Source organism: Kitasatospora sp. NPDC086009 (assembly GCF_044540385.1).
In the GTDB taxonomy this organism is placed as follows: domain Bacteria; phylum Actinomycetota; class Actinomycetes; order Streptomycetales; family Streptomycetaceae; genus Kitasatospora.
In genome coordinates this window covers 1,092,705-1,117,189 of the sequence record NZ_JBITSA010000001.1, presented here as the reverse complement: position 1 = coordinate 1,117,189, position 24,485 = coordinate 1,092,705, and the positions used below count along the sequence as shown (strand labels likewise).

Sequence of the window (24,485 nt, the reverse complement as noted above, 5' to 3'; positions counted from 1 at the left end):
AATGAACACCGGCGACATGAAGTCGACCAAGCAGGACGTGGCAGCGCAGCGCGAGGAGCTGCTGCGGCGCCGGCTGGCCGGCAAGCGGGGCGGTCGCCGGTCCCTGATCACCACGGTTGATCGGGACCAGCCGCTGCCCGTCACGTTCGGTCAGCAGCAGATGTGGTTCCTCAACCGCCTGGAGCCCGACAGCGCCGAGTACCTGGTACCGCTGGCGCTGCGGCTCGACGGGACGCTGGATCGCGCCGCCCTGCGCGCGGCGTGGACGGAGATCGTCGCACGCCACGAGATCCTGCGGACCCGCTACCTGCTGGCCGGCGAGGAGCCGGTCCAGATCGTCGACGCTCCCGCGGCCCCGCCGTTCCCCGTCGTGGACCTGGCGGACGTCCCCGTCCAGGACCGCGAAGCGCGGGCCCGCGAGCTCGCCGAGCAGGAGATCGTCACCCCGTTCGACCTGGAGCGCGACTGGCCGGTCCGCGCCCGGCTGCTCGCCCTCGCCGAGGACCGGCACATCCTGGTCGTCACCTTCCACCACATCGCGTGCGACGCCTGGTCGATGGGCGTCTTCGCGGAGGAACTCGGCGCCCTGTACACCGCGTTCACCACCGGCGCGCCCTCCCCGCTCGCCCCGCTGCCGGTCCAGTTCGCCGACTTCGCCGCCTGGCAGCGCAAGGAGCTGAGCGGTGACGTGCTCGACCGCCAGCTCGACTACTGGCGCGGCCGGCTGTCCGACGTCCCGGTCATCGACCTGCCCACCGACCGCCCCCGCCCCGCCCGCCGCGAGTCCGCCGGCGACGCCGTCACCTTCACGATCCCGGCGGAACTCGCCGAGCGGGCCCAGCGGGTGGCTGCCGAGAACGACGTCACCCGGTTCGTCGTCCTGCTCACCGCCTTCCAGTCGCTGGTCTCCCGCTACACCCGCACCACCGACATCCCCGTCGGCGTCACCGTCTCCGGCCGCGCCCGCCCCGAGCTCCAGCGGCTGATCGGCTACGGCATCAACGTCGTGGTCAACCGCCTCGACTGGCAGGGCGACCCGACCTTCCGCGAGCTGCTCGCGACCGGCCGCCACACCATGCTGGACGCCTACGAGCACCAGTCCGTGCCGTTCGCCCGCCTCGTCGACGAGCTGCAGCCGAAGCGCGACCTCTCGCGCACGCCGCTGTACCAGGTCGACTTCATCCTCCGCGAGCACCAGGCGCCCGCCTTCGAGCTGCCCGGCCTGACCGTGCGTCCCGAGTCCGCCGACCGGATCGCCAAGGTCGACCTCACCCTGGACATCACCGACGGCGTGAACGGGCCGCTGGAGGCCCGGCTCTGCTTCGCCACCGCCCTCTTCGACCGCGGCACGATCGAGCGGATGGCCGCGCACTACCTGAACCTGCTGGCCGGCCTCACCGCGACGCCGGACGCCCGGCTCTCCGCGATCGACTTCCTGCCGGCCGCGGAGCGTGAGCTGCTGCTCGACACCTGGAACAGCGCCGTCGAGCAGCCGGTGGACGACTGCGTCCACGAGCTGTTCGCCGCCCAGGCCGCCCGCACCCCCGACGCCATCGCCCTGACCAGCGGCTCGTCCCACCTCACCTACGCGGAACTGGACGAGCGGGCCAACCGCATCGCCCACCACCTGATCGCCCTCGGTGCCGGCCCCGAGCGGATCGTCGGCCTCTCCCTGGAACGCGGCCCGGACCTCGTCCCCGCCCTCCTCGGCATCCTGAAGTCCGGCGCCGCCTACCTCCCGCTCGACCCGGCCAACCCCGCCGACCGCCTCGCCTACATGCTCACCGACGCCAAGGCCGACCTGCTCGTCACCCACTCCGCCCTCGACGAGCTGGAGTTCACCGGCACCCGCGTCCTCGTCGACACCCACGCGGCCGAGATCGCGGCCCGCCCGGCCACCGCACCCGTCACCGGCGTGCGTCCGGACAACCAGATCTACGTCATCTACACCTCCGGCTCCACCGGCCGGCCCAAGGGCGTCAGCCTCACCCACGCCAACGTCGCCCGCCTGTTCACCGCCACCCGCGACCAGCTGGCCCTCTCGGCGAACGACGTGTGGGCCCTGTTCCACTCCTACGCCTTCGACGTCTCCGTCTTCGAGATGTGGGGCGCCCTCCTCCACGGCGGCCGACTCGTCGTCGTCCCCGCCATGGTCGCCCGTTCCCCCCAGGACATGGCCGACCTGCTCACCACCGAGCAGATCACCATGCTCTGCCAGACCCCCTCCGCGTTCCGCACCCTCGCCACCACCCTCACCACCAGCACTGACACCGGTACCGGTACCGCCCTGCGCACCGTCGTGTTCGCCGGCGAACGCCTCGACGTCACCGAACTCACCGACTGGACCCACACGTTCGGCTGGAACAACCCGGCCCTCGTCAACATGTACGGCCCCACCGAGACCACCGTCTACGCCACGTTCCACCAGGTCACCCCCGCCGAACTCACCGGCCCCCGCCGCAGCGTCATCGGCACCCGCCTCACCGACCTCACCATCCACCTCCTCGACCGAGCCGGCCACCACGTCCCCATCGGCATCCCCGGCCAGCTCCACGTCGGCGGCCCCGCCGTCGCCCGCGGCTACCTCAACCGCCCCGAACTCACCGCCGACACCTTCCTCCCCAACCCCCACGGCCCCGCCGGCACCCGCCTCTACGCCACCGGCGACCTCGCCCGCTACCTCCCCGACGGCACCATCGACTACCTCGGCCGCATCGACAACCAGATCAAACTGCGCGGCTACCGCATCGAACTCGGCGAAATCGAAACCGCCCTCACCGCCCTGGACCACATCCACCAGGCCGTCGCCATCGTCCGCGACGACACCCTCCTCGCCTACCTCGTCACCGACAACACCGGGTTCGACCTCACCACCGTGCGCCGCGAACTCGCCACCACCCTCCCCGAATACATGATCCCCGCGGCGTTCGTCACCCTCGACGCCATCCCCCTCAACAGCAGCGGCAAGACCGACCGCCGCGCCCTCCCCACCCCCGACCTGGACGCGTTCGCCACCACCGGCTACACCGCCCCCCGCACCCCCGTCGAGGAACGCCTCGCCGCCGTCTGGGCCGACGTCCTCGGCCTCCCCCAGGTCGGCGTCGAGGACAGCTTCTTCGACCTCGGCGGCGACTCCATCCGCGCCGTCCGCCTCACCGGAGCCCTCCGCGCCGCCGGCTACGACATCACGGTCCGCGACGTCTTCGAACAGCGCACCATCGCCGCCATGGCCATCGCGGTCGGCGACGGCACCGGCGAGTCCCTGATCACCGCCGTCCAGCCCTTCGCCCTGATCGGCGAGGACGACCGGGCGCTGCTGCCCGCCGATGCCGTGGACGCCTACCCCCTCTCCCAGGTCCAGACCGGCATGCTCGTCGAGATGCTGGCAGCGACCCACGGGCGGAACGTCTACCAGAACATCACCTCCTTCCGCCTTCCGGACCGCCAGGCGTTCTCGCCGGACGCCCTGCGCGGCGCCGTCGAGCTGATCACCGCGCGCCACGAGACGCTCCGCAGCTCGATGCACCTGGACGGGTTCTCGCAGCCGCTCCAGCTGGTGCACGCGACCGCCGGGATCCCGGTCACCGTCCATGACCTGCGCGGCTCGACCGCCGAGCAGCAGGCCGAGCACGGCCGTGCCTTCGCCGCCGCCGAGCACGCCGCCGCGTTCGAGCTCACGGCCGCTCCGCTGATGCGCGTCGCCGCACACCTGGAGTCCGACGAGTCCTGGTACCTGACCCTCACCTACCCGCACGCCATCACCGACGGCTGGTCCGTCAACTCGATGCTGGTGGAGCTCCTGGGCGACTACCAGGCGCTGCGGGACGGCCGCGAGCCCGCCGCCCCGGCGCCGCTCCCGGTGCGCTACGCGGACTTCGTCGCCGCCGAGCAGACCGCGCTGGCCGACCCGGCGACCCAGGCCTTCTGGCAGCAGGTCGTCGACACCCACAGCCCGCTGGTCCTGCCCGCCACCTGGGGCGGTGACGCGGGCGGCCGGACCGGTCTGCAGGTGCCGTTCGCGGACCTGGAGGAGGGGCTGCGCAAGCTCGCGGCCGAAGCGAAGACCTCGCTCAAGAGCGTCATGCTGGCCGCGCACCTCAAGGTGATGGGCAGCCTGACGGCCGAGGACGCCTTCCACACCGGCGTGGTCTACCACGGCCGTCTGGAGGCGCCGGGCGCCGACCGGGTGCTCGGCATGCACCTCAACACCCTGCCGTTCCCGACCAGTCGGGGTGCGAGGACCTGGCGTGAGCTGGTCGAGCGGACCTACGCGACGGAGACCGCCATCTGGTCCCACCGCCGCTACCCGCTGCCCGCCATCCAGCGCGCCGCCGGCAGCAGCGGCGAGCTGGTCTCCGTGATGTTCGACTTCCACGACTTCCACCAACTGGACGCCGATGAGGTCGACACCTCCGCCGAACTGCGGGAGAGCGCCAACGAGTTCGGGCTGACCGTCATCACCCGTGACGGGCGCTTCCACCTCAGCAGCACGACCGAGGCCTTCGGTGCCGAGGGCCTGGAGCGGTTGGGTGGGTTGTACCGGTCGGTGTTGGAGGCGATGGCGGCGGATCCGGAGGGTGACGCGCGTGTGGTGCCGTTGTCCGGAGCCGAGGTGGCGGTGTTGTCCGCGCCGGGGCGTGAGGTGGTGTGGTCGACGGCCAGTGCGCCGGAGGCGTTCGCGGCCCGGGTCGTGGAGTCGCCGGACGCGGTCGCGGTGGTGGTCGGTGATGTGGAGCTGACGTACGGGCAGGTGGCGGAGCGGGCGGCGCGGTTCGGTGCCCTGTTGCGGGCGGCGGGTGTCGGTCCGGAGAGCGTGGTGGGTGTGTGCCTGCCGCGTGAGGCGGATCTGGTGCCGCTGCTGCACGGCGTGTGGCTGGCCGGTGGGGCGTATCTGCCGATCGATCCGGCGCTGCCGGGTGAGCGGATCGACTACATGCTGGCGGACTCGGGCGCGGCGGTGCTGGTCACCGTGAGCGGCCGGTCGGTGGACTTCGCCGGGACCAGGATCGACCTGGACACGGTGGTGTTCGACGAGACGCCGACTCTTGCGGTGCCGGGTGTGGTGGTTCCGGAGCGGTTGGCGTACGTGCTGTATACGAGTGGTTCGACGGGGCGTCCGAAGGGCGTGATGATCGGGCACGGTGCGCTGCACAACCTGCTGGCTTCGGTGCGGGACGACCTGGGTGTGCCGGATGGTTCGGTGTGGCTGGCCTCGACGTCGGTGTCGTTCGACATCTCGGGTCTGGAGCTGCACCTGCCGCTGGTCACGGGTGGTCGGGTGGTGCTGGCGCGCGACCACGAGGTGAAGGATCCGGCGGCGCTGATCGCTCTGGTCGGGGCGCAGGGGGTGAGTCATGTGCAGGCGACGCCGTCGGCGTGGCGGCTGCTGCTGGAGGCGGGTTTCGAGGAGCGTTCGGTCACCGCGCTGACGGGTGGCGAGCCGTTGCCCGGACACCTCGCGTCCGCCTTGTCGGCGGTCACGCGGCGGGTGGTCAACGTCTACGGTCCGACGGAGACGACCATCTGGTCGAGCTTCTGGGACGTCCCCGAGGAGCCGGAGACCATCGCCGTCGGCCACCCGTTGGCCAACACCGGCGTCTATGTCCTGGACGAGGGGCTGCGGCTGCTTCCGTCGGGGGTGACGGGTCAGTTGTTCATCGACGGTGACGGGGTGGCCCGGGGCTACCACGGGCGGGCGGACCTCACGGCGGAGAGGTTCTTGCCGAACCCGTACGGGGCGGTGGGTTCGCGGCTGTACGCGACGGGTGACCTGGCGCGGTTCCTGGCGGACGGCAGTCTGGAGTGCCTGGGCCGGATCGACAGCCAGGTCAAGGTCCGTGGTTACCGTATCGAGCTGGGTGAGATCGAGACGGTCCTGAGCGGGTTGGAGCAGGTCCGCCAGGCCGTCGTGACCGTCCACGACGAGGCCCTCGTCGCGTACCTGGTGACCGAGGACGGCAGCGCGCCGGACATCGCCGCCGTACGGCGCGAACTGGGCCGGCAGCTGCCGGAGTACATGGTCCCGGGCGCGTTCGTGACGATCGACGCCGTCCCGCTGAGCAACAGCGGCAAGGTCGACCACCGCGCCCTCCCCGCCCCCGACCTGGACGCGTTCGCCACCGGCGGCTACACCGCCCCCCGCACCCCCGTCGAGGAGCGCCTGGCCGCGGTCTGGGCCGAGGTGCTGGGTCTTCCCCAGGTCGGTGTCGAGGACAGCTTCTTCGACCTCGGCGGCGACTCCATCCGCGCCGTCCGCCTCGTCGGAGCCCTCCGCGCCGCCGGCTACGACGTCACCATCCCCGACGTCTTCCAGCAGCGCACCATCACCGCCCTCGCGACCCGGATCGGTGACGGCACCGGCCACTCCCTGATCACCGCCGTCCAGCCCTTCGCCCTCATCGGCGACGACGACCGCAAGGCCCTCCCGGCCGACGTCGTCGACGCCTACCCGCTCTCCCAGGTCCAGACCGGCATGCTCGTCGAGATGCTCGCGGCACAGGGCGGCAACACGTACCACAACCTGAACTCCTTCCTCGTCCCCGACGAAGTCCCCTTCGACGCAACGACGTTCCGCCGCGCCCTCGACACCGTGGTGGCCCGGCACGACATCCTGCGCACCTCCATGCACCTGGACGGCTACAGCCAGCCCCTCCAGCTCGTCCACGCCACCGCCGAGGTCCCGGTCGCGATCCACGACCTGCGTGCGCTCGCCGCCGAGGAGATCGCGGCGCGCAAGCAGGAGTACATGACCTCCGAGCGCGCCCTGGGCTTCGAGCTGGCCGAGGCGCCGCTGGTCCGCATCGCTGTCCACCTGGAGTCGCACCAGGCCTGGCGCCTGACGTTCAGTCACATCCACGCCGTCACCGAGGGGTGGAGCTACCACACCCTGGTGATGGAAATCCTCGCCTGCTACCGCAGCCTGCGGAACGGCGAGCAGCCGGCCGTCTACGAGGTGCCGTCGGTCCGCTACGCGGACTTCGTCGCCGCCGAGCAGACCGCGCTCTCCGACCCGACGACCCAGGCCTTCTGGCAGCAGCTCGTCGACACCCACAGCCCGCTGGTCCTGCCGACCTCCTTCGGCACCCCGGACGCCGGCATCGAGCAGCTGCATGCCCGGGTGCCCTACACCGACATCGAGGACGGTCTGCGTCGGCTCGCCACCGAGGCGAAGACGTCGCTGAAGAGCGTGCTGCTTGCCGCGCACCTCAAGGTGATGGGCAGCCTGACGGCCGAGGACGCCTTCCACACCGGCGTGGTCTACCACGGCCGCCTGGAGGCGCCGGGCGCCGACCGGGTGCTCGGCATGCACCTCAACACCCTGCCGTTCCCCACCGCTCAGGGTGCGAAGACCTGGCGTGAGCTGGTCGAGCAGACCTACGCGACGGAGACCGCCATCTGGTCCCACCGCCGCTACCCGATGCCCGCCGTCCAGCGCGCCGCCGGCAACTCCGGCGAGCTGGTCTCCGTCCTCTTCGAGTACCTGGACTTCCACGTCGTCGACGAGAACTCCGTCGACCTGGACGGGTCGATGGGCGACGGCTCCAACTCGTTCGCCCTCAACGTGATCGTGCGTGGCGGCCGAATCAACCTCGACAGCATGAGCACCGCGATCGACCGGGCGAACCTGAACGCCCTGGGTGAGCGCTACCGGCTGGTGCTGGAGGCGATGGCCGCCGACGCCGACGGCGACGCGACCCTCTCCCACCTGCCGGAGGCGGAGCGCACCCAGCTCACGACCTGGGCCGCAGGCGGCTCGGTCGAGTGGCCGCAGGGCCTGACCGTCGACCTGATCGAAGCCCAGGCCGCCGCGACGCCGGACGCGGTCGCCGTCATCGCCGGCGAGACCCGGCTGACCTACGCCGAGTTGGACCAGCGCGCCAACCGCATCGCCCACCACCTGCTCGCGCTCGGCGCGGGACCGGATGTCCTCGTCGGTGTCTGCCTGGAGCGCGGCCCCGACCTCGTCCCCACTCTCCTCGGCGTCTGGAAGGCCGGCGCGGCCTACCTGCCGCTGGACCCGTCCTGGCCCGCCGAGCGCCTCGCCTACGTCCTCACCGACACCGCCACCCCGGTGATCGTCACCTCCGCCGCCCTGGCCGACACCGTCGGCGCCCAGTACGACGGCACCCTCGTCGTCGTCGAGCGCGAGCAGGCGACCATCGGCCAGTACCCGGTGACCGCGCCCCAGCGCGCCCTGGACGGCCAGAACCTCGCCTACGCCATCTACACCTCAGGCTCCACCGGCCGCCCCAAGGGCGTCCTCGTCCACCACCACGGCCTGGTCAACTACCTGAACCACACCGCCGGCCTCTACGCCGGTGCCGGAACCGGCGGCGCACCCCTCTTCTCCTCCATCGCCTTCGACCTCGGCATCCCCAACCTCTTCACCCCCCTCCTCACCGGCCAGCCCCTCACCCTCCTCCCCGACAACCTCGACACCGCGAGCCTGGGCACGGCACTGGTCGAAGCCGGACCGTTCTCCTTCGTCAAGCTCACCCCCGGCCACCTCGACCTCCTCACCCACCAACTCACCCCCACCCAGGCCCGCGACCTCGCCGGCATCGTCATCGCCGCGGGCGACAACTTCCCCCTCACCCTCGCCCAGCGCTGGCAGGACCTCGCCGGCCCCCACGGCACCCGCCTCGCCACCGAGTACGGACCCACCGAGATCACCATCGGCAACTCCGGCTGCCCCGTCGACACCACCCTCACCCTCGAAGCCGTCCCCCTCGGCACCCCCTTCCCCAACACCGGCATGCACGTCCTCGACGAGCACCTCCACCCCGTCCCCGTCGGCGTCCCCGGCGAGATCCACATCGACGGCACCGGCATCTCCCGCGGCTACCACCACCGCCCCGACCTCACCGCAGAGAAGTACCTCCCCAACCCCCACGGCCCCGCCGGTACCCGCCTCTACCGCACCGGTGACCTCGCCCGCTTCCTCCCCGACGGCACCCTCGAAACCCTCGGCCGCATCGACAACCAGGTCAAGATCCGCGGCTACCGCATCGAACTCGGCGAAATCGAAGCCCGCCTGCGCGAACACCCCCACATCACCGACACCGTCGTCACCGTCCGCGAGAGCACCAACGGCGAGAAGACCCTCGTCGCCTACCTCGTCACCGACACCGTGCTCGATGCTCCGGCACTGCGCGCCGAACTCGGCGACAAGCTCCCCGAGTACATGATCCCGACCGCCTACCTGACGATCGACGCCATCCCCCTCACCGCCAACGGCAAGATCGACACCCGCGCCCTCCCCACGCCGGACCTGGACGCGTTCGCCACCACCGGCTACACCGCCCCCCGCACCCCCCTCGAGGAACGCCTGGCAGCGGTGTGGGCCGAGGTCCTCGGCCTGCCCCAGGTCGGTGTCGAGGACAGCTTCTTCGACCTCGGCGGCGACTCCATCCGCGCCGTCCGCCTCGTCGGCGCCCTGCGCGCCGCCGGCTACGACGTCACCATCCGCGACGTCTTCCAGCAGCGCACCATCACCGCCATGGCCGCAGCCCTCCCCGGCAACGGCACCGGCGAGTCCCTCATCACCGCCGTCCAGCCCTTCGCCCAGATCTCGGACGAGGACCGCAAGGCCCTCCCGGCCGACATCGTCGACGCCTACCCGCTCTCCCAGATCCAGACCGGCATGCTCGTCGAGCTGATGTCCACGGAGAACGAGCACGTCTACCGGAACATCAACTCCTCGCGCATCCCGGACCCCCACCCCTTCGATGCCGAGGCCTTCCGCCGCGCCGCCGACCTCGTGGTCGCCCGGCACGACATCCTGCGCACCTCCATGCACCTGGACGGCTACAGCCAGCCGCTTCAGCTCGTCCACGCCGACGTCGAGATCCCGGTCGCCATCCACGACCTGCGCGGCCTGAGCCAGGCCGCGATCGCCGAGCAGGCCCGCGCCTACGTCGAGCAGGAGAACCGCACGGGCTTCGAGCTGACCACGGCCCCGCTGATGCGGTTCGCGGCGCACGTCGAGTCCGACCAGGCCTGGCGCCTGACGGTCAGTCACCTGCACGTGATCACCGACGGCTGGACCATCAACTCGCTGCTGATGGAGTTCCTCAGCACCTACCAGGCGCTGCGGGACGGCCTTGAGCCGGCGGCACACGAGGTGCCGTCGGTCCGCTACGCCGACTACATCGCCGCCGAACAGGACGCGCTCTCCGACCCGCAGACCCAGGAGTTCTGGCAGCAGGTCGTCGACACCCACAGCCCGCTGGCCCTGCCCGCCACCTGGGGCGGCGAGCCGGGCGAGTCCGTCACGGCCCGGGTGCCGTTCGCGGACCTGGAGGACGGCCTGCGCAAGCTCGCGACCGAGGCGAAGACCTCGCTCAAGAGCGTCATGCTGGCCGCGCACCTCAAGGTGCTCGGCAGCCTCACCGCCGAGGACGCCTTCCACACCGGCGTCGTCTACCACGGCCGCCTGGAGGCACCGGGCGCCGACCGGGTCTTCGGCATGCACCTCAACACCCTGCCGTTCCCGACCACTCGGGGCGCGAAGACGTGGCGCGAACTGGTCGAGCGGACCCATGCGACCGAGACCGCCATCTGGTCCCACCGCCGCTACCCGCTGCCCGCCGTCCAGCGCGCCGCCGGGAACAGCGACCTGATCAACGTCATGTTCGAGTTCCAGGACTTCCACCAGGTGGACACCGACGCGGTGGATGTCGAGGCCTCACTCAACCAGGGCACCACGGAGTTCGCCCTCAACGCGATCGCCAGCGGTGGTGCCGTTCAGCTGGGCGGCTCCTCGGAGTTCCTCACGGCGGCGAACCTGGAGCGGCTGGGCGCGATGTACCGGTCGGTCCTGGAGGCGATGGCCGCCGACGTTGACGGTGACGCCCGCGCCGCCCACCTCCCGGCCGACGAACTCTCCCGACTGCTCGACACCTGGAACACCGCCGTCGAGCAGCCGGTGGACGACTGCGTCCACGAGCTGTTCGCCGCCCAGGCCGCCCGCACCCCGGACGCCATCGCCCTGACCAGCGGCTCGTCCCACCTCACCTACGCCGAGCTGGACGAGCGCGCCAACCGCATCGCCCACCACCTGATCGCCCTGGGCGCCGGCCCCGAGCGGATCGTCGGCCTCTCCCTGGAACGCGGACCCGACCTCGTCCCCGCCCTGCTGGGCATCCTGAAGTCCGGCGCCGCCTACCTCCCCCTCGACCCGGCCAACCCCGCCGACCGCCTCGCCTACATGCTCACCGACGCCAAGGCCGACCTGCTCGTCACCCACTCCGCCCTCGACGAGCTGGAGTTCACCGGCACCCGCGTCCTCGTCGACACCCACGCGGCCGAGATCGCGACCCGCCCGGCCACCGCACCCGTGACCGGCGTGCGTCCGGACAACCAGATCTACGTCATCTACACCTCAGGCTCCACCGGCCGGCCCAAGGGCGTCAGCCTCACCCACGCCAACGTCGCCCGCCTGTTCACCGCGGCCTGCGAACGCATCGACTTCACCGCCGACGACGTGTGGGCCCTGTTCCACTCCTACGCCTTCGACGTCTCCGTCTTCGAGATGTGGGGCGCCCTCCTCCACGGCGGCCGACTCGTCGTCGTCCCCACCGCGATCGCCCGCTCCCCCCAGGACATGGCCGACCTGCTCACCATCGAGCAGATCACCATGCTCTGCCAGACCCCCTCCGCGTTCCGCACCCTCGCCACCACCCTCACCACCAGCACCGACACCGGTACCGGTACCGCCCTGCGCACCGTCGTGTTCGCCGGCGAACGCCTCGACGTCACCGAACTCACCGACTGGACCCACACGTTCGGCTGGAACAACCCGGCCCTCGTCAACATGTACGGCCCCACCGAGACCACCGTCTACGCCACGTTCCACCAGGTCACCCCCGCCGAACTCACCGGCCCCCGCCGCAGCGTCATCGGCACCCGCCTCACCGACCTCACCATCCACCTCCTCGACCGAGCCGGCCACCACGTCCCCATCGGCGTCCCCGGCCAGCTCCACGTCGGCGGCCCCGCCGTCGCCCGCGGCTACCTCAACCGCCCCGAACTCACCGCCGAGCAGTTCGTGCCGGACCCCTACGGCCCCGCCGGCACCCGCCTCTACGCCACCGGCGACCTCGCCCGCTACCTCCCCGACGGCACCATCGACTACCTCGGCCGCATCGACAACCAGATCAAACTGCGCGGCTACCGCATCGAACTCGGCGAGATCGAAACCGCCCTCACCGCCCTGGACCACATCCACCAGGCCGTCGCCATCGTCCGCGACGACACCCTCCTCGCCTACCTCGTCACCGACAACACCGGGTTCGACCTCACCACCGTGCGCCGCGAACTCGCCACCACCCTCCCCGAATACATGATCCCCGCGGCGTTCGTCACCCTCGACGCCATCCCCCTCAACAGCAGCGGCAAGACCGACCGCCGCGCCCTCCCCACCCCCGACCTCAACGCCTTCACCACCACCGGCTACACCGCCCCCCGCACCCCCGTCGAAGAACGCCTGGCAGCGGTGTGGGCCGAGGTCCTCGGCCTCCCCCAGGTCGGCGTCGAGGACAGCTTCTTCGACCTCGGCGGCGACTCCATCCGCGCCGTCCGCCTCACCGGCGCCCTCCGCGCCGCCGGCTACGACATCACCATCCCCGACGTCTTCCAGCAGCGCACCATCGCCGCCCTCGCGACCCGGATCGGTGACGGCACCGGCGAGTCCCTGATCACCGCCGTCCAGCCCTTCGCCCTCATCTGCGACGACGACCGCACGGCCCTCCCGGCCGACGTCGTCGACGCCTACCCCCTCTCCCAGGCGCAGACCGGCATCCTGGTGGAGGTCATGTCCGCGGTCGACCGTGCGGTCTACCACAACATCGACTCCTTCCGGCTGCCCGACCCGCAGCCGTTCGACGCCGAGGCCTTCCGCCGCGCCGTCGACACGGTGGTGGCCCGGCACGACATCCTGCGCACCTCCATGCACCTGGACGGCTACAGCCAGCCCCTCCAGCTCGTCCACGCCGCCACCGAAGCCCCGGTGGCCGTGTACGACCTGCGCGGTCTGGCCGAGGCCGAGATCACGGAGCGTGCGCTCGCCTACGCCGAGGAGGAGCGGGCCCACGGGTTCGAGCTCACGACGGCTCCGCTGCTGCGGTTCGCCGCACACGTGGAGTCCGACCGGGCGTGGCGCCTGACGATCAGCCACAACCACGCGGTCAGCGACGGCTGGACGCTCAACTCGCTGCTGATGGAGCTCCACGGCGCCTACCGGGCACTGCGGGACGGCCTTGAGCCGGCGGCCCACGAGCCGGTTCCGGTGCGCTATGCCGACTTCGTCGCCGCCGAGCAGACCGCGCTCTCCGACCCGGCGACCCAGGCCTTCTGGCAGCGCGTCGTCGACACCCACAGCCCGCTGGTCCTGCCCGCCACCTGGGGCAGTGAGCCGGGCGAGCGCCTCGGGGTCCGGGTGCCGTTCGCGGACCTGGAGGACGGCTTGCGCAAGCTCGCGGCCGAAGCGAAGACCTCGCTCAAGAGCGTCATGCTGGCCGCCCACCTCAAGGTGATGGGCAGCCTCACCGCCGAGGACGCCTTCCACACCGGCGTGGTCTACCACGGCCGCCTGGAGGCGCCGGGCTCCGACCGGGTGCTGGGCATGCACCTCAACACGCTGCCCTTCCCGACCGACCGGGGCGCGAAGACCTGGCGCGAACTGATCGAGCGGACCTACGCGACGGAGACCGCCATCTGGTCCCACCGCCGCTACCCGCTGCCCGCCATCCAGCGCGCCGCCGGCAGCTCCCGCGACCTGCTCACCGTCCTCTTCGACCACCACGACTTCCACCAGGTCGACACCGACTCCGTCGATGTCGAGGCCACCATGGCGGGCGGTGCGAACGAGTTCGCGCTGATGGCGATCCCGCAGGGCGGGCACGTCAACCTGAGCAGCTCGACGGAGTTCTTCACCGCGGCGAACCTGGAGCGGCTGGGTGCCATGTACCGGTCGGTGCTGGAGGCCATGGCCGCCGACGCCGACGGCGACGCCCGCGCCGCCCACCTCCCGGCCGACGAACTCTCCCGACTGCTCGACGCCTGGAACACCACCGTCGAGCAGCCGGTCGAGGACTGTGTCCACGAGCTGTTCGCCGCCCAGGCCGCCCGCACCCCCGACGCCATCGCGCTGACCAGTGGCGATCAGAGCCTCACCTACGCCGAGCTGGACGAGCGGGCCAACCGCATCGCCCACCACCTCATCGCCCTCGGCGCCGGCCCCGAGCGGATCGTCGGCCTCTCCCTGGAACGCGGACCCGACCTCATCCCCGCCCTGCTGGGCATCCTGAAGTCCGGCGCCGCCTACCTGCCACTCGACCCGGCCAACCCCGCCGACCGCCTCGCCTACATGCTCACCGACGCCAAGGCCGACCTGCTCGTCACCCACTCCGCCCTGGACGAGCTGGAGTTCACCGGGACCCGTGTGTTCGTCGACGTCCACGCGGCGGAGATCAACGCGTGCCCGGCGACCCCGCCGGTCACGGACGTGCGTCCGGACAACCAGATCTACGTCATCTACACCTCGGGCTCCACCGGCCTGCCCAAGGGCGTCAGCCTCACCCACGCCAACGTCGCCCGCCTGTTCACCGCCACCCGCGAGAACTACCACTTCGGCCCCACCGACGTCTGGCCGCTCTTCCACTCCTACGCCTTCGACGTCTCCGTCTGGGAGATGTGGGGTGCCCTCCTCCACGGCGGCCGACTCGTCGTCGTTCCCTCCGCGATCGCCCGCTCCCCGCATGACCTGCTCGACCTGCTCACCACCGAACAGGCCACCATCCTCTGCCAGACCCCGTCGGCGTTCCGCACCCTCACCCAGCTCGCCGCCGACAACGACCCCCGGATCGACCAACTCGCCCTGCGTGCCATCGTCTTCGCCGGCGAACGCCTCGAAATGACCGAACTGCGCCCCTGGACCGACCGCGTCGGCACCCAGCACACCGCACTCGTCAACATGTACGGCATCACCGAGACCACCGTGCACTCCACCTACCACCGCATCACCGGCACCGACGTCACCCGGACCGCGCACAGCCCCGTCGGCTCCCCGATGGACGACACCGCCATCCACCTCCTCGACGCCCGGGGACACCTCGTCCCCACCGGCGTCCCCGGCGAGATCCACGTCACCGGCCCCGCCGTTGCCCGCGGCTACCTCAACCGCCCCGCACTCACCGCCGAACGTTTCCTCCCCAACCCCCACGGCCCCGCCGGCTCCCGGCTCTACCGCTCCGGCGACCTCGCCCTGCGCCTGCCCGACGGCACCCTCGAATCCCTCGGCCGGATCGACAAGCAGGTCAAGATCCGCGGCTACCGCATCGAACTCGGCGAGATCGAAGCCGCACTCACCCAACACCCCACCGTCCGCCAGAGCGTCGTCACCGTTCGCGACAGCCACACCAACGGCGAGAAGATGCTCGTCGCCTACGTCGTCCCGGCCACCGATACCGTCCTCGACACGACCGCGCTCCGCACCCACCTCGGGACCTCACTGCCCGAGTACATGGTCCCGGCCGCGTTCGTCACCCTGGACACGATTCCGCTGACCACCAACGGCAAGGCCGACACCCGCGCCCTCCCCGCGCCCGACCTGGACGCCTTCAGCACCACCGGCTACACCGCCCCGCGTACTCCGGTCGAGGAGCGCCTGGCAGCGGTGTGGGCCGAGGTGCTGGGTCTGCCGCAGGTCGGTGTGGAGGACAGCTTCTTCGACCTCGGCGGCGACTCCATCCGCGCCGTCCGCCTCGTCGGAGCCCTGCGCGCCGCCGGCTACGACATCACCATCCCGGACGTCTTCCAGCAGCGCACCATCGCCGCCATGGCCATCGCGGTCGGTGACGGCACCGGCGAGTCCCTGATCACCGCCGTCCAGCCCTTCGCCCTGATCGGCGAGGACGACCGCGCGGCCCTCCCGGCCGACGTCGTCGACGCCTACCCGCTCTCCCAGATCCAGACCGGCATGCTCGTCGAGATGCTCGCGGCACAGGGCGGCAGCACCTACCGGAACATCAACTCGTTCCGCCTGCCGGACGCGTTGTCGTTCTCGCCGGACGTCCTGCGCCAGGCCGTCGACACGGTGGTCGCCCGGCACGACATCCTGCGCACCTCGATGCACCTGGACGGCTACAGCCAGCCCCTCCAGCTCGTCCACGCCACGGCCGAGGTCCCGATCACCACGCACGACCTGCGCGGACTGGCCGAGGCCGAGATCACGGAGCGCACGACCGCCTACGTCGAGCAGGAGCGGGCGACGGGCTTCGACCTGACCGCCGCCCCGCTGCTGCGCATCGCCGCACACGTCGAGTCGGACCAGAGCTGGCGCCTGACGTTCAGCCACATTCACGCCGTCACCGAGGGGTGGAGCTACCACACCCTGGCGATGGAGATCGTGACCCTCTACCGCAGCCTGCGGAACGGCGAGGAGCCGACCGCTTACGAGGTGCCGGCGGTCCGCTACGCGGACTTCATCGCCGCCGAGCAGACCGCGCTGGCCGACCCGGCCACCCAGGCCTTCTGGCAGCAGCTCGTCGATGCCCACAGCCCGCTGGTCCTGCCCGGTTCCTGGGGTGAGGGCGAGCGCCACGGGAACGAGCGCCACGGTGTCCCGGTCCCGTTCCTGGACCTCAAGGACGGACTGACCCGACTGGCCACCGCCGCCAAGACCTCGCTCAAGAGCGTGCTGCTGGCCGCGCACCTCAAGGTGATGGGCAGCCTGACGGCCGAGGACGCCTTCCACACCGGTGTGGTCTACCACGGCCGGATGGAGGCACCGGGCGCCGACCGGGTGCTCGGTATGCACCTCAACACCCTGCCGTTCCCGACCACTCGGGGCGCGAAGACCTGGCGCGAACTGGTCGAGCGGACCTACGCCACCGAGACCGAGATCTGGTCCCACCGCCGCTACCCGCTGCCCGCCGTCCAGCGCGCCGCCGGCAGCTCCGGCGATCTGGTCTCGATCCTCTTCGAGTACCTGGACTTCCACCTCGTCGACGACGGCCCCATCGACACCGATGGCTCGCTGGGCGACGGCGCCAACGAGTTCGCCCTCAACGTGCTGGCCCGCCCGGACCGGGTGAACCTCAGTGCCCCGACCGCCGTGGTGGGTCGCGAGTGGCTGGGCCTGCTGGGTGAGCGTTACCGGCTGGTGCTGGAGGCGATGGCCGCCGACCCCAACGGCGACGCGACCCTCTCCCACCTGCCGGAGGCGGAGCGCACCCAGCTCACGACCTGGGCCGCGGGTGGCTCGGTCGACTGGCCTGCGGGTCTGACCGTCGACCTGATCGAAGCCCAGGCCGCCGCGACGCCGGACGCGGTTGCCGTCATCGCCGGGGACGTCCGCCTCACCTTCCGCGAGGTCGACGAGCGGGCCAACCGCATCGCCCATCACCTGCTCGCGCTCGGCGCCGGACCGGACGTCCTCGTCGGCGTCTGCCTGGAGCGCGGCCCCGACCTCGTCCCCACCCTCCTCGGCGTCTGGAAGGCCGGAGCCGCCTACCTCCCCCTCGACCCGTCCTGGCCCGCCGACCGCCTCGCCTACGTCCTCACCGACACCGCCACCCCGATCGTGGTCACCTCCGGCGCCCTCACCGCCACCCTCACCCCCGTCTTCGACGCCACCCTCGTCGTCCTCGAACGCGACCACCGCCGCATCGACCGCCACCCCACCACCACACCCCAGCGCACCCTCGACGGCCAGAACCTCGCCTACGCCATCTACACCTCAGGCTCCACCGGCCGCCCCAAGGGCGTCCTCGTCCACCACCACGGCCTGGTCAACTACCTCAACCACACCACCCACCTCTACGCCAGTGCCGGAACCGGCGGCGCACCGCTGTTCTCCTCCATCGCGTTCGACCTCGGCATCCCCAACCTGTTCACCCCCCTCCTCACCGGCCAGCCCCTCACCCTCCTCCCGGACGGCCTGGACACGGCGAGCCTGGGCACGGCACTGGTCGAAGCCGGACCGTTCTCCTTCGTCAAGCTCACCCCCGGCCACCTCGACCTCCTCACCCACCAACTCACCCCCACCCAGGCCCGCGACCTCGCCGGCATCGTCATCGCCGCGGGCGACAACTTCCCCCTCACCCTCGCCCAGCGCTGGCAGGACCTCGCCGGCCCCCACGGCACCCGCCTCGCCACCGAGTACGGACCCACCGAGATCACCATCGGCAACTCCGGCTGCCCCGTCGACACCACCCTCACCCTCGAAGCCGTCCCCCTCGGCACACCCTTCCCCAACACCGGCATGCACGTCCTCGACGAGCACCTCCACCCCGTCCCCGTCGGCGTCCCCGGCGAGATCCACATCGACGGCACCGGCATCTCCCGCGGCTACCACCACCGCCCCGACCTCACCGCAGAGAAGTACCTGCCCAACCCCCACGGCCCCGCCGGCACCCGCCTCTACCGCACCGGCGACCTCGCCCGCTACCTCCCCGACGGCACCCTCGAAACCCTCGGCCGCATCGACAACCAGGTCAAGATCCGCGGCTACCGCATCGAACTCGGCGAAATCGAAGCCCGCCTGCGCGAACACCCCCACATCACCGACACCGTCGTCACCGTCCGCGAACCCAGCCCCGGCAACAAGCGCCTCACCGCCTACCTCATCACCCACACCACCATCGACACCCACGCACTACGCGCCCAACTCGCCGACACACTCCCCGACTACATGGTCCCGACCACCTACCTCACCATCGACACCATCCCCCTCACCCCCAACGGCAAGATCGACCACCGCGCCCTCCCCACCCCCGACCTCGACACCCTCACCACCACCCACTACACCGCCCCCCGCACCCCCCTCGAAGAACGCCTCGCCACCATCTGGGCCGAGACCCTCGACCTCCCCCGCATCGGCATCCACGACAGCTTCTTCGACCTCGGCGGCGACTCCATCCGCGCCGTCCGCCTCGTCGGCGCCCTGCGCGCCGCCGGCTACGACGTCACCATCCGCGACGTCTTCCAGCAGCGCACCATCACCGCCATGGCCACTGCGGTCGGCGACGGCACCGGCGAATCCCTCATCACCGCCGTCCAGCCCTTCGCCCTCATCGGCGACGAGGACCGCAAGGCCCTCCCGGCCGACATCGTCGACGCCTACCCGCTCTCCCAGATCCAGACCGGCATGCTCGTCGAGATGCTCACGGCGGACGGCGGAAACAGCTACCACAACATCAACTCCTTCCGTCTGCCGGACGCGAAGGCCTTCGACGCCGCAGCGATGAGCGAGGCCATCGGCCTGGTCACCGCCCGGCACGAGATCCTTCGGACCTCGGTCGACCTGACCGGCTACAGCCGGCCGCTCCAGCTCGTCCACGCCGACGTCGAGATCCCGTTCGTCGTCGAGGACCTGCGCGGCCTGACCGAGTCCGAGCAGGAAGCCCACGGCCGCGCGTTCGTCGCCGCGGCCCGGACGGCCGGGTTCGACCTGGTGAACGGCCCGCTGCTGCACCTGGCGGTCCACATCGAGTCTGCCGAGGCCTGGCGCCTGACGGTCAGCCACCTGCACGCGGTGACCGACGGCTGGACGATCAACTCCTTCCTGATGGAGCTGGTCGGCTGCTACCAGGCGCTGCGGGACGGCCGCGAGCCGGCCGCCCACGTGGCCCCGGCGGTCCGCTACGCCGACTACGTCGCCGCCGAGGAGGCCGCCCTGGCGAGCACCGAGGAGCAGGTCTTCTGGCAGGACGTCGTGGACGGGTACACCCCGCTGCGGATCCCGGCCACCTGGGCCGGCGCCGAGGACTCGGAGCAGCGCCACTCGATCGGCGTGCCGTTCGCCGACCTGGAGGAGGGCCTGCACAGGCTCGCGACCGAGGCGAAGACCTCGCTCAAGAGCGTCATGCTGGCCGCCCACCTCAAGGTGATGGGCAGCCTGACGGCCGAGGACGCCTTCCACACCGGCGTGGTCTACCACGGCCGCCTGGAGGCGCCGGGCGCCGACCGGGTGCTCGGCATGCACCTCAACACCCTGCCCTTCCCGACCACCCGGGGCGCGAAGACCTGGCGCGAACTGGTCGAGCGGACCTACGCGACGGAGACCGAGATCTGGTCGCACCGCCGCTACCCCCTGCCCGCCGTCCAGCGCGCCGCCGGGAACACCCGCGACCTGCTCACCGTGCTCTTCGACCACCAGGACTTCCACCAGGTCGACACCGGCACGGTGGACACCGGTGGTGGTCTGAACGACGGCCGCAACGAGTTCGGCCTGATGGCGATCGCCGGGGTCGGCCGGCTCAGCCTCGGGGCCGCGGTCTCGACGATGAGCCGGGAGAACCTGGAGCGGCTGGGCGCGATGTACCGGTCGGTGCTGGAGGCGATGGCCGCCGACGCCGACGGTGACGCCCTGCCCGTCCCGCTGGCCGAGGCCGACCGCCGGCTCGTCCCGGTGCTCCGGGCACCGGTCGAGCAGCAGGCCGCCGGCTGCCTGCACGAGCTGTTCGCGGCCCAGGCCGCCCGCACCCCGGACGCCGTCGCGCTGACCAGTGGCGATCAGAGCCTGACCTACGCCGAGCTGGACGAGCGGGCCAACCGCATCGCCCACCACCTGGTCGCTCTGGGCGCCGGGCCGGAGCGGGTCGTCGGCCTGTCGCTGGAGCGCGGCCCGGACCTCGTCCCCGCCCTGCTGGGCATCCTGAAGTCCGGCGCCGCCTACCTGCCACTCGACCCGGCCAACCCCGCCGACCGCCTCGCCTACATGCTGGCCGACGCCAAGGCGCCGATCCTGGTGACCCATTCCGCCCTGGAGCCGATCGAGTTCGCGGGCGCCCGGGTGCTGATGGACGCCGACCGGGCCGCGATCGACGCCCGCCCGGCCACCGCCCCGGCCACCGGGGTGCGCCCGGACAACCTGGCGTACGTCATCTACACCTCCGGTTCGACCGGCCTGCCGAAGGGCGTCGGCACCGCGCACGCCAACGTGCCGCGCCTGTTCGGCGCGACCCGTGCGGACTTCCCGTTCGCCGCGGACGACGTGTGGGCGCTGTTCCACTCCTACGCCTTCGACTTCTCGGTCAAGGAGATCTGGGCCCCGCTGCTGCACGGCGGCCGCCTGGTGGTCGTCCCCGCGATGGTCGCCCGGTCGCCGCAGGAGCTGGTCGAGCTGCTGGTGGCCGAGCGGGTCACCGTGCTCTGCCAGACCCCGTCCGCGTTCCGCTCGCTGACCGGGCTGGTGCAGGAGGGCGACCCGCGCGTCGACCGGCTGGGGCTGCGTGCGGTCGTGTTCGGCGGTGAGCGCCTGGACATGTCGCAACTGGCGCCCTGGACGGCGAAGTTCGGCGTGCGGACGGCCCTGGTCAACATCTACGGGCCAACCGAGACCACCGTGCACTCGATCTACCACCGGGTGACGGAGTCGGACCTGCCCCGGGCGGCGTCCCCGATCGGCCTGCCGGTCGCCGACACCGTGATCCACCTGCTGGACGCCAACGGGCACCTGGTGCCGGACGGCGTGCCGGGCGAGATCCACGTGGGCGGCCCGGGCGTGGCCCGCGGCTACCTGAACCGCCCCGGGCTGACCGCCGAGCGGTTCGTGCCGGACCCGTACGGCCCGGCCGGCTCCCGCCTGTACCGCACCGGCGACCTCGCCTGGCGCCTGCCCGACGGCCGCTACGAGTCGCTGGGCCGGATCGACGGCCAGGTGAAGGTCCGCGGCTTCCGGATCGAGCTGGGCGAGATCGAGGCCCGGTTGCGCGAGCACCCGCTGGTGGACGAGGCGACCGTGATCGTGCACCGGAACGAGGCCGGCGAGAAGTCGCTGGTCGCCTACCTGGTGCCGGCCGGCTCCGCCGCCCCGGACCTCGCGGCGGTGCGGTCGGACCTGGCGGCGGCGCTGCCCGGGTACATGGTGCCGGCGGCGTTCGTCACCCTGGCGCGGATCCCGCTGACCACCAACGGCAAGGTGAACCGCCGGGCGCTCCCCGCGCCGGAGCAGGCGGTGAGCGTCGTGGGCGAGCACCACCTCGCACCGCGCACCGAGCTGGAGGCCGCCCTGGCGGCGGTCTGGGCCGAGGTGCTGGGCCTGGCGCAGGTCGGTGTCGAGGACAGCTTCTTCGACCTCGGCGGCGACTCGATCCGGGCCGTCCGCCTGGTCGGCGCGCTGCGCGAGGCCGGCCACGACCTGACCATCCGCGACGTGTTCGAGCGGCGGACCGTCGCCGCCCTGGCCGCGGCCCTGCCCGGCGGCGACGGCCGCTCGCTGATCACCGCCGTCGAGCCGTTCGCGCTGGTCGACGAGGAGGACCGGGCGGCCCTGCCCGCCGACGTCGTCGACGCCTACCCGCTCTCCCAGATCCAGACCGGCATGCTCGTCGAGCTGATGGCGGGCGAGGGCGGCACGGCCTACCACCACATCAACTCCTTCCGGATCCCGGACACCCGGCCGTTCGCCGAAGCGGCGCTGCGGCGGGCCCTGGCACTGCTGGCGGACCGCCACGAGCTGCTGCGCACCTCGGTGCACCTGACCGGGTTCGGCCGGCCGCTCCAGCTGGTGCACGCCACCGCCGAGGTCCCCGTCACCGTGCACGACCTGCGCGGCCTGACCGAGGACGAGCGGGCCGAGCGGGCGCGCGGCTACGTGGCCGAGGAGCGGGCCCGCGGGTTCGAGCTGACGGCCGCGCCGCTGCTGCGGATCGCCGTGCACGTCGAGTCGGACGAGGCCTGGCGGGTCACCGCGAGCCACATCCACGCCGTCACCGACGGCTGGACGCTCAACTCGCTGCTGATGGAGCTGCTCGACACCTACCGGACGCTGCGCGACGGCGGGACGCCGGCCGCCTACCAGGCCCCCGCGGTCCGGTACGCGGACTACGTCGCCGCCGAGCTGACCGCCCTGTCCGACCCGGCCGACCAGGCCTTCTGGCAGGACGTGGTCGACCGGCACAGCCCGCTGGAGCTGCCCGCCACCTGGCGGGACCGGAGCGCCGGGTCGCTGCTACTCAACGTCGAGTACGCGGACCTGGAGGAGCGGCTGCGGGCGCTCGCCGTCGGCGCGAACACCTCGCTCAAGACGGTGCTGCTCGCCGCGCACCTCACGGTGATGGGCTCGCTCAGCACGGCCCCGGCCTTCCACACGGGCGTGGTCTACCACGGCCGCCTGGAGGCGCCGGGCGCGGAGCGGGTGCTCGGCATGCACCTCAACACCCTGCCCTTCCCGGCCGCCCGGGGCGCGAAGACCTGGCGCGAGCTGGTGGCGCGGGTCTTCGGCACCGAGACCGAGCTCTGGTCGCACCGCCGCTACCCGCTGCCCGCCATCCAGCGGGCGGCCGGCCCCGGCCGGGCGGCGCTGAGCGTGATGTTCGAGTTCCTCGACTTCCACCAGGTCGACCGCGGCGCGGTGGACGTCCGGGCCTCGATGAACGACGGCTCCAACGAGTTCGCCCTGACCGTGATCGCCACCGGCGGCCGGATCGGGCTCAGCACCGGGGCCGGCGCGCTCGGCCGAGCGCAGCTGGCGCAGCTCGTCGCGATGTACCGGCTGGTGCTGGAGGCGATGGCCGCCGACCCGGACGGGGACGCGACCGCCGGCTACCTGCCGGCCCCCACGGCGTCGGCGGGTACGCCCGCGGCCGAGCTGGAGCAGCCGTTGCCGGTCGGGCTGATCGCCGAGCAGGCGGCCCGCACGCCGAAGGCGGTGGCCGTGGTCGCGTCCGGGCGCACGCTGAGCTACCGCGAGGTGGACGAGTACGCCAACCGGATCGCGCACCACCTGACGGCGCTCGCGGTCGGCCCGGGCGCGGTGGTCGGGGTGGCGCTGGCCCGCCGGGCCGAGCTGGTCCCGGTGCTCCAGGGCGTCTGGCGCGCCGGCGCCGCGTACCAGCTGATCGACCCGGCCGCCGCGGCGGAGCAGGTCGACCCGCGGGTCACCTTCCTGATCACCGATCGGGCGGTGGCCGGGGGCTTCACCGGCGGGGTGCTGCGGCTGGACGACGAGGCGGCGCCGCTCGCCGCCCGGCCGACCGGGGCGCTGCCGCTCGCGGCCTCGCCGGAGGGGGCGGCCTGCCTGCTGGACGGCGTGCTGGTCGACCACCGTGAGCTGGGCCGGCTGCTGGAGAAGGTCCGGGCCGAACTCGGCGGGATTCGGCGCGGCGCCTGGCTGGCGGCCGCTCCGGGGGCCGGCCTGCGGGCGGCGGCGGAGCTGCACCTGCCGCTCACCGGCGGCGCCCGGGTGGTGCTGGCGTCCGAGGCCGAGGCCGCGGACCCGGCGGCGCTGGTCGCCCTGATGGACACGCAGCGCGTCACCCACGTGCAGGCCACGCCGGAGGACTGGCGGCTGCTGCTGGCGGCGGGCTTCGACAGCCACGCGGTGACCGCCCTGGTGTCCGGCGGGTCCGCGCCGGACTCCGAGGACGTGCTCGACGAGCTGCGGACCCGCGCCCAGCGGGTGGTGACCGGCGTCGGCACCGTCCACTAGCGGCGGAACGCCCGAGGGCCCCGCGGTCGGTACGACCGCGGGGCCCTCG

General features: G+C 72.1%; 1 protein-coding gene. It reads left to right on the top strand.

Features of this window, described 5'->3' with window-relative positions:
* The first annotated feature begins 1 nt into the window (after position 1).
* Positions 2–24,436 (top strand): non-ribosomal peptide synthase/polyketide synthase, encoded by a 24,435-nt coding sequence (locus ACIF6L_RS05030; protein ID WP_396492465.1) that lies wholly within the window; start codon positions 2–4, stop codon positions 24,434–24,436.
* The last annotated feature ends 49 nt before the right edge of the window (positions 24,437–24,485 follow it).

What these genes read in the sequence shown, in the direction of transcription:
- ACIF6L_RS05030 (WP_396492465.1), top strand. Translation starts at nt 2, where the DNA reads ATGAACACCGGCGACATGAAGTCGACCAAGCAGGACGTGGCAGCGCAG.